The organism is Lentzea sp. NPDC037011, assembly GCF_055607425.1.
The window spans coordinates 1-14,735 of sequence record NZ_JBVJRT010000026.1; the positions used below are offsets into that span (position 1 = coordinate 1).

Sequence of the window (14,735 nt, forward strand, 5' to 3'; positions counted from 1 at the left end):
ATGATCGTCGTCGGCGGCGTCATCCCGCCACAGGACTTCGACGAACTGCACGCCGCGGGAGCGGCGGCGATCTTCCCACCCGGCACCGTCATCGCCGACGCCGCCAAGGACCTCCTGGTCAAGCTCGCGGACCAGCTCGGCCACCATGGCTAGGGCGATCGACGTCGCCGAGTACGCGAAGGGTGTGCTCGGCGGCAACCGCAGCGTGCTCGCCAGGGCCATCACGCTGGTCGAGTCGACCCGCGCCGACCACCGCGCGCAGGCCCAGGAGCTGCTCGTCGAGCTGCTGCCGAAGTCCGGCGCGGCGGTCAGGGTCGGCATCACCGGTGTCCCCGGCGTCGGCAAGTCCACGTTCATCGACGCACTCGGCACGATGCTGGTCGAGCGGGGCCACCGGGTCGCGGTGCTCGCCGTCGACCCGTCGTCCACCCGCACCGGCGGCAGCATCCTGGGCGACAAGACGCGGATGGCGCGGTTGTCGGTGAGCCCGGACGCGTTCATCCGGCCCTCGCCGACCTCCGGCACGCTCGGCGGCGTCGCCCAGGCCACCCGCGAGACGATCGTGCTGGTCGAGGCGGCCGGGTTCGACGTGGTGCTGGTCGAGACGGTCGGCGTCGGGCAGTCCGAGGTGGCCGTCGCCAACATGACGGACTGCTCGCTGTTCCTCACCCTCGCCCGCACCGGCGACCAGCTCCAGGGCATCAAGAAGGGCATCCTGGAGCTCGCGGACGTCATCGCGGTCAACAAGGCCGACGGCGAGCACGAGCTGGACGCCCGCAAGGCCGCACGTGAGCTGGCGGGCGCGCTCAAGCTGCTGCGCGCGCCGGACGCGGTGTGGCACCCGCCCGTGCTCACCTGCTCCGGCCTCACCGGGGTCGGTCTCGACGAGCTGTGGTCCCGCGTGCTGGAACACCGGACGACCCTGAGCGAGGCCAGGGAGCTGGACGAACGCCGGCGGCGCCAGCAGGTCGACTGGACCTGGATGATGGTCCGCGACTCGCTGTGGCGGCAGGTGCGCGAGAGCCCGGCCGTGCGCGCGTCGGCACCCTCCCTGGAGGAGAAGGTCCGCAGCGGGGAACTCACCGCGACACTCGCCGCGGAGCAGATCCTGAAAGCCTTCCAGGCCGACGCTGGGTGAGTGCGTAACTAGTTTGGGTGACCTTCGATCGTGGTATTCGTTGTAGAGTTCAGGGCATGTCGAGGTTGCTGCTGGCCTGCGTGTTCGCGCTGATGGGCGTCTTCGGGATCGCCGGGACATCGGTCGCCGACGAGGGTGCGAACGCCCCCGCGGTGGTGGTGGCGCAGACGACGGCGAACCCCGGTCCGGCCCTCGACTCGCCGCAGGAGCCGTCCCCGGAGGTGCGGCAGGAGACCAAGCAGAAGCTGTGGATCGGCGGCATCGCGCTGGTGCTGTTCACGATCGTCTACTACCGCAACAAGAAGCGGTGGGCGGCGTGGAAGAAGGCGCGAGCGGCCAAGAAGGGCTGACTCGAGGACGTTCGAGGTGTGTTCGCCTGAGACGCCGCGTCCCATCTGATGGGACGTAATAGTCAAAGTTAAGCGTGCTTCTCGGCCATTTGCGTCATCGTTGATCGGTCAGACCGAAACTCGCTCGCCGCTCGGCGCAGCGCTGCGACCGGCCAGCCGGTTGATCATCATCAGCGCGTCGCGTCCTGGGGGCGGTGATGCAGGATGGTGGCAAATGGGTACCGACTTGAAGATCAGCACACGCTCGACCGTCGAGCGGTACTCCGACGCGCTGGTGGACCTGTCGCACTCGATCCACGCCGAACCGGAGCTGGCGTTCGAGGAGCACCGCAGCGCGGAGAAGATCACCTCCCTGCTGGCCCGCGAGGGTTTCAAGGTCGAGTCCGGTGTCGCCGGCCTGGACACGGCGTTCGTCGCGACGTTCGGCGACGGCGAGCTCGTGCTGGGACTGTGCGCCGAGTACGACGCGTTGCCCGAGGTCGGGCACGCGTGCGGGCACAACGTCATCGCTGCCGCTTCGGTGGGAACCGCTCTTGCGCTGCGTGACGTCGCCGACCGCCTGGGTGTCACCGTGAAGGTGATCGGGACGCCCGCGGAGGAGGTCGGTGGCGGCAAGGTGCTGATGCTGGAGCGGGGCGTGTTCGACGACGTCTCGTTCTCGATGATGGTGCACCCCGCGCCGTACGAGTCGTGCGCCGCGCGTTCGCTCGCCATCACCGACCTGGAGGTGCACTACAGCGGCAAGCCGTCACACGCGGCCGCCGCCCCGCACCTGGGCATCAACGCCGCCGACGCGGTCACCGTCGCGCAGATCTCGATCAGCCTGCTGCGGCAGCACCTCGAGCCCGGCCAGATGGTGACCGGCATCGTGACGAACGGCGGTACGGTCCCGAACGTAATACCCGCCCGCGCATCGGCGATGTTCGATGTGAGGGCGGAGAACCTGGAATCGTTGCAGCGCCTGGAGAACCGGATCCGGGACTGCTTCGGGGCCGGAGCGCTGGCGACCGGCTGCACCCATGAGGTCGTGCAGGTCTCGCCGATCTACGCCGAGCTGACCCCCGACCCGTGGCTCGCCGATGCCTACCGGCACGCGGCCACCGAGCTGGGGCGACGGCCGCTCTCCCGAGAAGAGGAAGCGGGCAGGAAGATCGGAAGCACCGACATGGGCAACGTCACCAGAGTGTTGCCCGCAATCCACCCGACCATTGCCATCGACTGCGGAGACGCGGTGAACCACCAACAAGAGTTCGCGACCGCCTGTGCGTCGGCATCGGCCGATCGCGCGATGCTCGACGGAGCACTCGCCATGGCCTGGACGACGATCGCGACAGCCACCGACCCCCAGCAGCGGGAACGCCTGCTGGCCAGCGGAGGTGCCGCATGACGGTCCTGGACTCCCGCCTTTCCGGCGCTGCGGTTTCTTCCTCCCCTGAGATGCTCGTCGACCCCACCGGGGTGAGCATGTCTCCTGTGGATGATCTCGGAGAGGGCCGCGGCCCCGCCTGGCTCGACGACTGGCTGAAGGCACACGCCTCGGACGTCGTCGCGTGGCGCCGCCACATCCACGCCCACCCCGAGCTCTCCCGGCGCGAGTACAACACCACCGAGCTGGTGGCGAAGCTGCTGCGCGAGGTGGGCCTCAAGCCCCGCGTGCTGCCCGGCGGCACCGGCCTGATCTGCGACATCGGCCGCGGTCCCCGCATCGTGGCCCTGCGCGCCGACATGGACGCCCTGCCGCTGCACGAGAACACCGGCTCGCCGTTCTCGTCCACTGTGGACGGTGTGTCGCACGCGTGCGGTCACGACGCCCACACCACGGTCCTGCTGGGCGCTGCGCTGGCACTGGCCTCCGCCACCGAGCTGCCAGGACGGGTGCGGCTGGTGTTCCAGCCGGCCGAGGAGGTCATGCCCGGCGGAGCGCTCGACGTGCTCGCCGCGGGTGGCCTCGACGGTGTGGAGCGGATCTTCGGCCTGCACTGCGACCCGCGCCTGCAGGTCGGCCGCATCGGCACGCGCATCGGCGCCATCACCTCCGCCTCCGACCTGCTGGAGCTGCGGCTTTCGTCACCGGGCGGCCACACGTCGCGGCCGCACCTGACCGCCGACCTGGTGCACGCGCTGGGCACGGTGATCACCGGCCTGCCGACGATGCTGTCCCGCCGCGTCGACCCGCGTTCCGGCACCGTGCTGGTGTGGGGTGCCGTCCACGCCGGTGAGGCGCCCAACGCGGTGCCGCAGGACGGCTTGGTGCGCGGCACCCTGCGCACCGGCGACCGCGACATCTGGGCCGAGCTGGAACCGCTGGTCAAGGACCTGGTGACCGGTCTGCTGCTGCCGACCGGCGTCGGGTTCGACCTGCACCACCGCCGCGGCGTCCCGCCCGTGGTCAACGAGCGGGAGTCGACGCAGATCCTGCGCGCCGGCATCGAGGCCGCACTCGGCGACGACGCGCTGGCCGGCACCGAGCAGTCCTCCGGCGGTGAGGACTTCGGCTGGTACCTGGAGCACGTTCCCGGGTCGTTCGCGCGGCTCGGCGTGTGGAACGGGGTGGAGAAGCAGCGGGACCTGCACCAGCCGACGTTCGACCTGGACGAACGGGCCCTGCTCGTCGGGGTGCGCGTGCTGGTCCACACGGCCCTGGCCGCCCTCGCCTAGCTGTGAAGGCGTCCGCAAGTACCTCCAACCACGTGGTTGGTGGTACTTGCAGACGCCGTTCGTGTCAGAGGACCTGGTCCACCTGAGCGGTGTCGTGCAGCGTCCGCCACGAGTGCGCGAGAGTCACCGCCGTGTTCGGGTCGCGCTTGTCGGTGAGGTAGTGCCAGTCCATCCGCACCTGCTCCGGCGTCACGGTCAGCACCTGCGCGCCGTGCGAGTCGAGCTCCACGAACTTCACGTGCGGGTTCAGGGCGCGGAACTGGGCCTCGATCTGCAGTGACGCGGAACGCGGCGGCACGCCGATGCGTTCGTCGAAGTTGTCCGAGGTCACCGAGGTCGAGACGAACTCCGTGGCGACCGTGCCCTCGCCGAACGGCACGTCGATCGCCCACGACGAGTGGATGTCGCCGGTCAGGAACACGGCGTTCTTCATGCCCGCGCGGTCGAGGGCGCGCAGCACGACCTCGCGGTCCGCGGGGAAGCCGTCCCACTGGTCGGTGTTCGTCGGCGGCAGGCCGGGCAGGGGCGGGATCTTCAGCGGGGCCAGCATCACCGAGTTGCCGACGAGCTTCCAGCGGGCGCGGCCGTCGGTCAGCGCGGACGTGAACCAGGCGCGCTGGGCGGTGCCCAGGATGGTCGTGTCGGTGCGGTAGCTGCGCAGGTCGAGCATGGTGAGGTCGGCGAGGCGGCCGAAGTGCAGGCGGCGGGTCAGCTTGCCCTCGCGGACCGGCATCCACTCGAAGTAGGCCTGCGTGGCCGCGGCCAGGCGGGCGCCCCAGGGGCCCTCGGTGGCCGGGTCGTGGACAGGGGAGCCGATGGACGAGGAATTTTCCGCCGACTCGTGGTCGTCCCAGGTCGCGATGACCGGGTGCGCCGCGTGCAGGGCCTGCAGGTGCGGGTCGGTCTTGTACTGGGCGTGGCGGGTGCGGTAGTCGTCGAGCGTCTCGCACTCGTGCTGCGGTTCGGTGACGCGGACGCCGGGCTCGAAGTACTCGTAGACGTAGTCGCCGAGGTGGATCACGGCGTCCAGGTCGTCACGGGTGGCGAGGTAGCCGTAGGCGCCGAAGTGGCCGGCGATCCAGTTCGCGCAGGAGACGACGCCGAACGTCAGCGAGCCGCAGTCGGCGGACGGGCGGGGAGCGGTCTTGGTGCGGCCGACGGGGGAGACCACGTCGGCGGCGGTGAAGCGGTAGTAGTAGCGGGTGGCCGGGCGCAGGCCGGAGACCTCGACCTTCACGGTGTGGTCGCGGTGGGCGCCGGTGAGGGTGCGGCCGCGTGCCACGACGTGCGTGAACGACGCGTCGCGGGCCACCTCCCAGCGGATCGGCCCGTCGGTGACCACGCGGGTCCACAGCAGCACGCCGTCCGGGTGCGGGTCACCGGAGGCGACGCCGTGCTCGAAGACGGGTGCGGTGGTGGCGTGCGCGGTGCCGGTGACGGCGGCACCAGCGGCACCGGCGGCGGCAGTGGCTTTCAGGAACGTTCGACGATCGACCCCGGGCATGCCGCCCAGCATGCCCGAGGCCGGCTCGTCAGCTCACGGGTTCGGTCAACTGCGGACGGGCCTCGGGAGCCGCGGCACGAACGGCGTCCGCAGCTTGGTCGTCCGCCTTCGTCTGCGAGGTGCGCTCGGACTCGACCCGCGCGTTGTAGACCTCGACCTCGCGCTTCACCGCGTCGTCGTCCCAGCCGAGGACCGGGGCCACCAGGCGGGCCACGGCCTCCGCGCAGTCCACGCCGCGGTGCGCGTACTCGATGGAGATGCGGGTGCGGCGGGTCAGGACGTCCTCCAGGTGCAGGGCGCCCTCGTGCGACGCCGCGTAGACGGCCTCGACCTGGAGGTAGTCGGGGGCCGCGGTGATCGGCTTGAGCAGCTCCGGGTTGCCCGCGGCCAGGCCGAGGACCTCGTGCACCAGCGAGCCGTAGCGGTCCAGCAGGTGGCGGACGCGGTACGGGTGCAGGCCGTGCCTGGCCGCGAGCTGGTCGGCCTGGTTGACCAGGGCGTGGTAGCCGTCGGCACCCACCAGCGGCACCTTGTCGGTGATTGACGGCTGAATGCGGCCCGGCACGTCGACCTGCGCCGCGTCCACGGCGTCGGCGCCCATCACGCGGTACGTCGTGTACTTGCCGCCCGCGATCGCCACCAGACCGGGCGCGACCCGTGCCACGGCGTGCTCGCGCGACAGCTTCGACGTCGAGTCGGACTCACCGGCCAGCAACGGGCGCAGACCCGCGTAGACGCCCTCGATGTCGTCGTGCGTCAACGGCGTCGCGAGCACGGAGTTCACGTGTTCGAGGATGTAGTCGATGTCGTGCTTGGTCGCGGCGGGGTGCGCGAGGTCGAGGTTCCAGTCGGTGTCGGTGGTGCCGACGATCCAGTGGTTGCGCCACGGGATCACGAACAGCACGGACTTCTCGGTGCGCAGGATCATGCCCGCCTCGGCCACGATCCGGTCGCGCGGGACGACGATGTGCACGCCCTTCGACGCCCGCACCCGGAACCGGCCGCGCGAACCCGAGAGCCGTTGCAGCTCGTCGGTCCACACACCGGTCGCGTTGATCACCGCGTGCGCCCGCACGTCGACCTCACGGCCGTCCTCGACGTCGCGGACCCGCACGCCGGACACGCGGTCCGCCTCCCGCAGGAAGCTGATCACCTGGGTCGACGTGCGCACGACGGCGCCGTAGTGCGCGGCGGTGCGGCCGACCATCATCGTGTGCCGGGCGTCGTCGGCCTGGGCGTCGTAGTAGCGGATGCCGCCGATCAGCGCGTCGCGCTTCAACGCGGGCACGAGCCGCTGGGCACCCGCACGGGTGAGGTGCTTCTGCCCCGGCACGGACCGGGCCCCGCCCATCGTGTCGTAGAGGAACAGGCCGGCCGCGGTGTACGGGCGTTCCCAGATCCGGTTGGTCAGCGGGTAGAGGAACGCGACGGGCTTCACCAGGTGCGGCGCGATCCGGGTCAGCATCAGCTCGCGCTCCCGCAGCGCCTCGCGGACCAGGCCGAACTCCAGCTGCTCCAGGTAGCGCAGGCCACCGTGGAAGAGCTTGGACGACCGGCTCGACGTGCCCGACGCCAGGTCACGGGCCTCCACCAGGGCCACCCGCAGGCCGCGCGTGGCCGCGTCCAGTGCCGCGCCGACGCCGACCACGCCACCGCCGACCACGACGACGTCGAACGTCTCGGACCCCAGGCGCTGCCACGCCTCCTCGCGTTCGGCGGGGCCCAGCCCGCCGGTGACCGGAGGGGCGACGGGGGTCTGCGGTGCTTCAGCTGCGTCCTTGCTCGTGGCCACGACGGATGCCTCCCCTGTGCCGACTCGCGGATCACGTTACCTGCAGTCACCGACCTCCGCCCACGGGCGAGCGCACCGGGTCCCAACGGCCTGAAAACGGCCGGCGAACCCACCTCGCGTGGACAACTGATCAGCCCGGTAATAGCGTCCGAGCACGTTGCAGGCGGGCAGCGCGGCCTGACCTCCGGGTGTGCGCTCCTCCTGGCCGCAGACGAAGGAGGCCGACGGTGGGTGCAGGCTCGATCTTCGTGTGGGAGGTGCTGGGGACGGCGGTCCTCATCCTCCTGGGCACCGGTGTGGTCGCGAACCAGGTGCTCAAAGACACGCTCGGCAACAGCACGGGGTTCCTGTTCGTCAACGTCGGCTGGGCGTTCGCGGTCTTCGCGGGTGCGAGCATCGCGAACCCGAGCGGTGCGCACCTCAACCCCGCCCTCACGTTCGGGCTCGCCATCGCGGGCAAGACGCCGTGGGGTGACGTCCCGTTCTACGTCCTCGGGCAGATGGCCGGTGCGATCATCGGCGCGATGCTCTGCTGGGCGACCTACAAGCTGCAGTTCGACACCCACGACGAACCGCAGAACACCCTGGGCATCTTCGCCACCGGGCCGACCGTGCCGAACGCGCTGTGGAACACGGTCTCCGAGGTCATCGGCACGTTCGTGCTCGTCGCCTGGGTCCTGCTGTCCCCGTCCGCGAAGGCCGCCGAGGGCGGACTGCCGCAGTTCGGCAACTCGGCGCTCGGCTACGCGGGCGTGGCGTTCGTGGTCCTGGTCATCGGCACGTCGCTCGGCGGCCCCACCGGGTACGCCATCAACCCCGCTCGCGACCTCGGTCCGCGCATCGCCTACGCCTTCCTCATGCCCATCCGCAACAAGGGTGGCGCAAACTGGGGCTACTCGTGGGTGCCCGTCGTCGGCCCGCTGGTCGGCGGCGCACTCGCGGCGTTGCTCTACCTGGTTCTCCCGGTCTGAAAGGACACACGCGCATGACCCAGTACGTGGCCGCGATCGACCAGGGCACCACGTCGACCCGCTGCATGATCTTCGACCACTCCGGGCGGGTGGTGTCGGTCGACCAGAAGGAGCACGAGCAGATCTTCCCGAAGGCCGGGTGGGTCGAGCACGACCCGAAGGAGGTCTGGCAGAACACCCGCCAGGTCGCCGCCGGCGCGCTCGCGAAGGCCGACCTGACCACCGCGGACATCGTCGCCGTCGGCATCACCAACCAGCGCGAGACCGCGGTGGTGTGGGACCGCAACACCGGTGAGCCCGTCTACAACGCCATCGTCTGGCAGGACACCCGCACCGACCGGATCGTCACCGAGCTCGGTGCGCTGGGCGGCGGCCAGGAGCGCTACCGGGCCAAGGTCGGCCTGCCGCTCGCCACCTACTTCTCCGGCCCCAAGGTCCGCTGGATCCTCGACAACGTCGAGGGCGCCCGCGAGAAGGCCGAGGCGGGCGACCTGCTGTTCGGCAACATGGACACCTGGGTGCTGTGGAACATGACCGGCGGGGTGAACGGCGGCGTGCACGTCACCGACCCGACCAACGCCTCCCGCACCATGCTGATGGACCTCGACACGCTGCAGTGGGACTCCTCCATCGCATCCGACATGGGCATCCCGATGTCGATGCTGCCGGAGATCCGGTCCTCCTCCGAGGTCTACGGGCAGGTGCGGGAACGCGGCGCGCTCGCCGGCGTGCCGATCGCGGGCATCCTCGGCGACCAGCAGGCGGCGACGTTCGGGCAGGCCTGCCTCTCGCCCGGCGAGGCCAAGAACACCTACGGCACCGGCAACTTCATGCTGCTCAACACCGGCACCGAGAAGGTGATGAGCGAGAACGGCCTGCTGACCACGATCTGCTACAAGATCGGCGAGGCGGCACCCGTGTACGCGCTGGAGGGCTCGATCGCCGTCACCGGCTCGCTGGTGCAGTGGCTGCGCGACAACCTCGGCATGATCGGCGACGCGGCCGAGGTCGAGCGGCACGCGCGGTCGGTCGAGGACAACGGCGGCGCGTACTTCGTGCCCGCCTTCTCCGGCCTGTTCGCGCCCTACTGGCGCTCCGACGCCCGCGGCGCGATCGTGGGCCTCACCCGGTTCGTCAACAAGGGTCACCTGGCGCGCGCGGTGCTGGAGGCGACCGCGTTCCAGACGCGCGAGGTGCTCGACGCGATGAACGCCGACTCGGGCGTGGACCTCACCGCGTTGAAGGTCGACGGCGGCATGGTCGTGAACGAGCTGCTGATGCAGTTCCAGGCGGACATCCTGGGTGTGCCGGTGATCCGGCCGGTCGTGGCCGAGACGACCGCGCTGGGCGCCGCTTACGCGGCCGGGCTCGCCGTCGGGTTCTGGAAGACCGAGGACGACATCCGCGAGAACTGGGCGATGGACAAGCAGTGGGAGCCGCAGATGGACGACTCCCGCCGCACGTCGGAGTACGCGAACTGGAAGAAGGCCGTCACGAAGACCTTCGACTGGGTCGAGGACTAGGAGTCACGGCACGGCGAGTTCGTGCCGGACGACCGGCACGAACTCGCCGTCAAACAGCGTGCACGATCACGTTGTCGCGGGTGCCGCACGTGATCAGCCGCAGCCCCTGCTGGTCCGCGTCCTTCGCCACGGCCTCGGCGAAGTAGTCGTCGCGGATGACCCGCTCGGTGCGCGTCACCGTGAACCGCGCCACCGAACCGTCCTTCTTGGACACCTCGACGACGTCGCCCTCTGCCAGGTCGTTCAGCCGGTAGAACACGCCGCGGGCCCCGTTGCTCTCGATCCGCCCGACGATGATCCACTGCTTCGGTTGCGTCTGGTGCCAGCCGGCCTGCATGCCCTCGTTGGCCGGGGGCATCTGCACGGCGCCGTCCGCGCCGAGGGGCAGCTGGATCAGCGAGGACCGCACGCCGATGCGCTCGACTCTCAGCTCCATCGGATCCGAGTTGCCGAGCGGCGACACCACCGGCGGCGGTGCGCTCTCGCTCGTCGCAGCCGTCGGCTTCGGCGCCGGCTGCGAGCAGGCGGTGCCGGCCAGGGCCACGCTCAGCACCGCGATCAAGACACGAGTCCCCACGAACCCATTGACGCACATCCGGTGGTCAGGTTGCTCGTCCGGCCAGGACAGTGCCGAACTGTGATCAGGCCGTGCCGCCTCCACCGGTCTGCGGCGCGCCCTTGGGCTTCACGATGGGCGGCTTGGGCTTGGCCGTGGGTGCTGCCGGAGGCGTCGTGGAGGTCGTCGGGGTGGTCGGCGGGGCCTTGACGGTGAACGTGTTCACGAAGGTCTGGTTCTTGTAGCAGTGGACCGTCGCTTCGTACGTTCCTGGCGTGCCGGTCGCCTTGCCTTCGCCGTGCGCGCTGCCCCCGGGGTTGTTCGGGAGGCTGATCGGTGCGACGAAGCCGTTCGACTCGGCGGTGGGGCAGAACGAGTACCCGGTGACCTGCACCTTGATCGTCTCGCCCGGCGCGTACACCTCCTTGTCGAGGAACCGGCCGTCGAACGGGGGCACCGGCGGCTGCGGCTTGTCCAGCCGGTAGCGCACGACCCCCTGTGCGCTGGTGCCCTTGCACTCCAGGTACGCCGCGAACGGGCCCTGCACGTCGGCGAACCTGCCGCGCAGGGTGGCCAGGTCGAACGTCGCGAAGCCGGGCGACGTGAGCGACGTCGGACCGCCGGGACAGGTGCCCTCCTCGATCGTCGCGGTGAACTCGGAAGCGTGCGGGAAGACCTCGCCCCCCAGCGAGAACTTCGGCGTGACGTCCTCCTGGGCAGCGGCGATCGGCGTGAGCGCGAACACCACGCCGACGGCCGCGAGCGCGGCAACTGACCTGATCATGGCTGTCTCTCCCCCCTCGGGCACATGGACTGCTGGTACCGAACACGCCCGAGCGGGCGGTTCGGTTGCCGACAGGCGGCCTTTTCCTCAGATCAGCGTCGCGTAGACGATGATGTTGTCCCGGTAGCTGTGCGCGGCCTCGTCGAAGCTGCCCCCGCAGGTGATCAGCCGCAGCTCGGGTTCGGCGGTGTCGCCGTAGACGGCCTCGGTGGGGAAACCGGCCTTGGCGATCTGCTCGGTCTTGCGCACGCGGAACCTGGCCGTGGTGCCGTCCTTCCTGGACACCTCGACCTCGTCACCGGCGACCAGTTCCTTGAGGCGGAAGAAGATCCCCGGCTTCTTCAGCCCGTCGACGTGACCCAGCAGGATCGCGGGACCGGCCTCGCCGGGAGTGCGTGCGAGCCGGTACCACCCGGCCTGCATCGGCTGTTCGACCGGCGGCACCTCGACCGTCTCGTCGGCGTTCAGACCGAGCGGGACGAGTGACGACGTGGCACCGATCTTCGGGATGCGCACCTCGGTCGGTTCCGACGGTGGCATGCCCTTCTCGGCGACCGTTCGTGCCGCGGAACCGGTCGGGTGCGCCGGTGAACCGGTCGGCGGCGGGATCGTCCGCGGTTCTGCCGCGGGAGGGGTGGCACAGGCGCTGAGCAGCGCCAGTGCCACCACCACGACCGCGATGGCGAGCCGCTTCACCGGGCCGTGCCCCCGCCGCCGGTCTGCGGCGCGCCCTTGGGCTTCACGATCGGCGTCTTCGGCTTCGCCGCGGGCTGTCCGGCCTTGGCCTTGACCGTGAACTTCCTGGTCGCGGTCTGGCCGGAGCACTGCATCGACGCCTCGTAGGTCCCCGGCGTGTCGACGACCTTGCCGCGACCGTTCCGCAACGATCCCTCGGTCTTGTAGACGATGTCGATCGGCTCGACGAACCCGGCGGACGTCACCGGGCCCGTGCACATCGCCGTGACCTGCCGGTGCACGTCGATGGTGCCGCCCGCCTCGACCACGTCGTCCGGGAAGAAGTAGAACGTCTCGACCACCCTGAACTTGACCGTGACCGGCTTGCCCCCGCAGGTCGCCGTGGCCTCGTACTCACCGTTCTGGTCGACAGCGGTCCCGCGACCTGCGAGGAGGTTCGGCTGGTTCTTCTCGAGCTCGATCGGCGCGGCGAAACCCTTCGAGGTGACCGGTCCGACGCAGTTGTGCCCCTGGTCAGCGGTGACCCCGACCGGTGCGCCCGGCAGGTACTCGCTCCTGTCCAGGGTGAACCCGGCGTTCTCCTGCGCACCCGCTGCATGTGCGAATGCGAACGTGGCTCCGAGCGCGACGACGGTCGCGAAAATGCGCTTCATCTGTTTCTCCCCCTGAGTGGAACTCGCACCCCGAAGACGCCCCGGAGGGCGCCTCGGTTGCCGGGGGAGGTCTGAGCTACCTAATCGAGATCGTCGTGCCGCATGAGCTGGCGGCCGGACTCGGTGATGGAGCCCGAGAGCGACGGGTAGACGGAGAACGTCGTCGCGAGGTGCTCGACGGTCAGCTGGTTCTGCACGGCCAGCGCGATCGGCAGGATCAGCTCGCTCGCGTTCGGCGCCACCACGACACCGCCGATGACCACGCCGGTGGCCGGGCGGCAGAACAGCTTCACGAAGCCTCGGCGCAGACCCTCCATCTTGGCGCGGGGGTTCGTGGCGAGCGGCAGCATGATCGTGCGGGCCGGCACCTCGCCCGAGTCGATCGCCTGCTGGCTGATGCCGACGCTCGCGATCTCGGGGTTGGTGAAGACGTTCGCGGCGACCGTCTTGAGCTTGATCGGGCTGACGCCCTCGCCCAGCGCGTGCCACATGGCGATGCGGCCCTGCATGGCGGCGACCGAGGCGAGCAGCAGCACACCGGTGCAGTCGCCGGCCGCGTAGACGCCGCTGACGTTCGTGCGGCTGACCCGGTCGACCGGGATGTAACCGCCGCGCCCGAGCTCGATGCCGATCTTGTCGAGACCGATGTCGTCGGTGTTCGGGACGGAACCGACGGTCATCAGGGCGTGCGACGCCTCGATCGTGCGACCGTCTTCCAGGTGGATCAGGACGCCGTCGCCGACGTTCTCGACCTTGTCCGCGCGCGCGTGCTTGACCACGGCCGTGCCGCGCTCGGCGAACACGTCCTCCAGCACCGCGGCCGCGTCCGCGTCCTCGTGGGGGAGCACCCGGTCCCGGCTGGAGACCATCGTCACCTTCACGCCCATCTCGGTGTAGGCGCTGGCGAACTCCACACCGGTCACACCGGAGCCGATGACGGCCAGGTGCTCGGGCAGCTCGGGCAGGTCGTAGATCTGCCGCCAGGTCAGGACGCGCTTGCCGTCCGGCTCGGCGCCCTGCAGGACGCGCGGGGTGGCACCCGTTGCGATGAGCACCACATCGGCGGTCAGGACCTCCTCGGCACCGTCCGGGGTCGTCGCGACCACGCGGTGCTGGGCCAGCCCCTTCGAACCGTCCGCGAACCGGGCCCGGCCGTTGATCAGCCGCACGCCCTCGCGCTGCAACCGCGCCCGCACGTCGGCGGACTGGGCGAGGGCGAGCCCCTTCACCCGGCCGTGCACGACCGGCAGGTCGACCGCCGCCTGGTCGTTGTTGGTCTGGATGCCCAGCTCACCGGCGTTGCGGAAGGCGCTGCGGGCCCCCGCCGACGCGATGAAGGTCTTCGACGGCACGCAGTCGTACAGCACGCACGCGCCACCCGCCCCGTCGGTCTCCACCAGGGTCACGTCAGCGCTGTGCTGAGCCGCAACCAGGGCTGCCTCGTAACCTGCGGGTCCGCCGCCCATGATGACGATGCGGGTCACGATCAGTTCCCTTCTGCGTGCTTGCTGGCCGGGACAACCGTACGCGTTGTCGCGAACCGCCGTGTCGCCAGGACCGAAAGCTGATCGTCGAGTCGCTACTCTGTCGGACGTGCCGCTCTATGCCGCGTACGGGTCGAACATGGATCCGAACCAGATGATGGAGCGAGCCCCGTACTCCCCGCTCGCGGGGACCGGCTGGCTCGTGGGTTGGCGTCTGACCTTCGGCGGCGAGGACCTCGGCTGGGAGGGTGCGCTCGCCACCATCGTCGAAGAGCCGGACCAGCAGACGTTCTGCGTGCTCTACGACGTCTCACCGCGCGACGAGTCGCGCCTGGACCGGTGGGAGGGGGCGCTCGGGCTGTACAAGAAGATCAGGCTGCGGGTGCAGACCCTCGAAGGGTCCGTGGTGGCCTGGCTGTACGTCCTCGACGCGTACGAGGGCGGCCTGCCCTCCGCCCGGTACATCGGCGTCGTGGCGGACGCGGCCGAGGCCGCCGGCGCTCCGCACGACTACGTCAACGACCTGCGGACCCGCCCCTGCCAGGGCATCGGCCCCTAGCTCCCTCTCCCTGCGCGCCCCGCGCCGCTGCCCTCACGCGGGGCCCTTTCGTGCGCTCACAGCGCAC

At 70.3% G+C, this 14,735-nt stretch carries 14 protein-coding genes; 7 read left to right on the plus strand and 7 right to left on the minus strand.

Translation table 11 applies throughout. The features are described 5' to 3' along the window. The first annotated feature begins 145 nt into the window (after positions 1-145). The 4 genes from meaB to ACZ7CH_RS40205 all read left to right on the plus strand — a co-directional run bounded on the left by meaB (position 146) and on the right by ACZ7CH_RS40205 (position 4,146). Positions 146-1,138, plus strand: a complete 993-nt coding sequence (gene meaB / locus ACZ7CH_RS40190) for a methylmalonyl Co-A mutase-associated GTPase MeaB (protein WP_470376368.1) — start codon at positions 146-148, stop codon at positions 1,136-1,138. Positions 1,139-1,194: 56 nt separating this feature from the next. Continuing rightward, positions 1,195-1,488, plus strand: coding sequence for a hypothetical protein (locus ACZ7CH_RS40195; protein WP_360401648.1), 294 nt, complete (start codon positions 1,195-1,197; stop codon positions 1,486-1,488). 214 nt (positions 1,489-1,702) lie between these two features. After that, a complete protein-coding gene (locus ACZ7CH_RS40200) occupies positions 1,703-2,875 on the plus strand; it encodes a M20 family metallopeptidase (RefSeq protein WP_360401651.1) in 1,173 nt (390 codons plus the stop codon). Next, positions 2,872-4,146 carry an amidohydrolase gene (locus tag ACZ7CH_RS40205; protein ID WP_360401654.1) on the plus strand — a complete coding sequence of 425 codons (1,275 nt, stop codon included), beginning with the start codon at positions 2,872-2,874 and terminating at the stop codon, positions 4,144-4,146. The genes ACZ7CH_RS40200 and ACZ7CH_RS40205 overlap by 4 nt, the downstream gene beginning before the upstream one ends. 64 nt (positions 4,147-4,210) lie before the next feature. On the opposite strand, the gene ACZ7CH_RS40210 is transcribed toward ACZ7CH_RS40205, so the two are convergent. Both ACZ7CH_RS40210 and glpD read right to left on the minus strand, forming a co-directional pair. Beyond that, the gene (locus ACZ7CH_RS40210) at positions 4,211-5,650 is read right to left on the minus strand and encodes an alkaline phosphatase D family protein (RefSeq protein ID WP_470376369.1); all 1,440 of its coding nucleotides are present in this window, start codon (positions 5,648-5,650) and stop codon (positions 4,211-4,213) included. Positions 5,651-5,678: 28 nt separating this feature from the next. Continuing rightward, complete coding sequence (gene glpD, locus ACZ7CH_RS40215; RefSeq protein ID WP_360401723.1) at positions 5,679-7,376, minus strand: glycerol-3-phosphate dehydrogenase; 1,698 nt, start codon at positions 7,374-7,376, stop codon at positions 5,679-5,681. Positions 7,377-7,669: 293 nt separating this feature from the next. On the opposite strand from glpD, the gene ACZ7CH_RS40220 reads away from it, so the two are divergent. Together ACZ7CH_RS40220 and glpK are read left to right on the plus strand one after the other, a co-directional pair. Then, complete coding sequence (locus ACZ7CH_RS40220) at positions 7,670-8,413, plus strand: MIP/aquaporin family protein (RefSeq protein WP_470370107.1); 744 nt, start codon at positions 7,670-7,672, stop codon at positions 8,411-8,413. 14 nt (positions 8,414-8,427) lie between these two features. After that, complete coding sequence (gene glpK, locus ACZ7CH_RS40225) at positions 8,428-9,936, plus strand: glycerol kinase GlpK (RefSeq protein ID WP_458430279.1); 1,509 nt, start codon at positions 8,428-8,430, stop codon at positions 9,934-9,936. A gap of 49 nt (positions 9,937-9,985) precedes the next feature. Here glpK and ACZ7CH_RS40230 read toward each other — a convergent pair whose 3' ends face one another. The 5 genes from ACZ7CH_RS40230 to ACZ7CH_RS40250 form a co-directional block, all read right to left on the minus strand. Further along, positions 9,986-10,513, minus strand: coding sequence for a sortase domain-containing protein (locus ACZ7CH_RS40230; protein ID WP_360401666.1), 528 nt, complete (start codon positions 10,511-10,513; stop codon positions 9,986-9,988). A gap of 64 nt (positions 10,514-10,577) precedes the next feature. Further along, positions 10,578-11,276, minus strand: coding sequence for a hypothetical protein (locus ACZ7CH_RS40235; protein ID WP_360401669.1), 699 nt, complete (start codon positions 11,274-11,276; stop codon positions 10,578-10,580). A gap of 87 nt (positions 11,277-11,363) precedes the next feature. Further along, positions 11,364-11,972 carry a class F sortase gene (locus tag ACZ7CH_RS40240; RefSeq protein ID WP_470376370.1) on the minus strand — a complete coding sequence of 203 codons (609 nt, stop codon included), beginning with the start codon at positions 11,970-11,972 and terminating at the stop codon, positions 11,364-11,366. Beyond that, positions 11,969-12,625: a hypothetical protein gene (locus ACZ7CH_RS40245; RefSeq protein ID WP_360401675.1), complete on the minus strand. Its 657-nt coding sequence runs from the start codon at positions 12,623-12,625 to the stop codon at positions 11,969-11,971. The genes ACZ7CH_RS40240 and ACZ7CH_RS40245 overlap by 4 nt, the downstream gene beginning before the upstream one ends. A gap of 80 nt (positions 12,626-12,705) precedes the next feature. Then, a complete protein-coding gene (locus ACZ7CH_RS40250) occupies positions 12,706-14,109 on the minus strand; it encodes an NAD(P)H-quinone dehydrogenase (protein ID WP_360401678.1) in 1,404 nt (467 codons plus the stop codon). 109 nt (positions 14,110-14,218) lie between these two features. Between ACZ7CH_RS40250 and ACZ7CH_RS40255 the strand changes: the two genes are divergently transcribed. Beyond that, positions 14,219-14,668, plus strand: coding sequence for a gamma-glutamylcyclotransferase family protein (locus ACZ7CH_RS40255; RefSeq protein ID WP_360401681.1), 450 nt, complete (start codon positions 14,219-14,221; stop codon positions 14,666-14,668). Positions 14,669-14,735: the final 67 nt, after the last annotated feature.

Bases quoted from the DNA above. Each gene is read 5' to 3' on its own strand.
- glpK (WP_458430279.1), top strand. From the start codon at position 8,428: ATGACCCAGTACGTGGCCGCGATCGACCAGGGCACCACGTCGACCCGC.
- ACZ7CH_RS40200 (WP_360401651.1), top strand. From the start codon at position 1,703: ATGGGTACCGACTTGAAGATCAGCACACGCTCGACCGTCGAGCGGTAC.
- ACZ7CH_RS40210 (WP_470376369.1), bottom strand. From the start codon at position 5,650: ATGCCCGGGGTCGATCGTCGAACGTTCCTGAAAGCCACTGCCGCCGCC.
- ACZ7CH_RS40235 (WP_360401669.1), bottom strand. From the start codon at position 11,276: ATGATCAGGTCAGTTGCCGCGCTCGCGGCCGTCGGCGTGGTGTTCGCG.
- ACZ7CH_RS40195 (WP_360401648.1), top strand. From the start codon at position 1,195: ATGTCGAGGTTGCTGCTGGCCTGCGTGTTCGCGCTGATGGGCGTCTTC.
- ACZ7CH_RS40205 (WP_360401654.1), top strand. From the start codon at position 2,872: ATGACGGTCCTGGACTCCCGCCTTTCCGGCGCTGCGGTTTCTTCCTCC.
- ACZ7CH_RS40245 (WP_360401675.1), bottom strand. From the start codon at position 12,625: ATGAAGCGCATTTTCGCGACCGTCGTCGCGCTCGGAGCCACGTTCGCA.
- meaB (WP_470376368.1), top strand. From the start codon at position 146: ATGGCTAGGGCGATCGACGTCGCCGAGTACGCGAAGGGTGTGCTCGGC.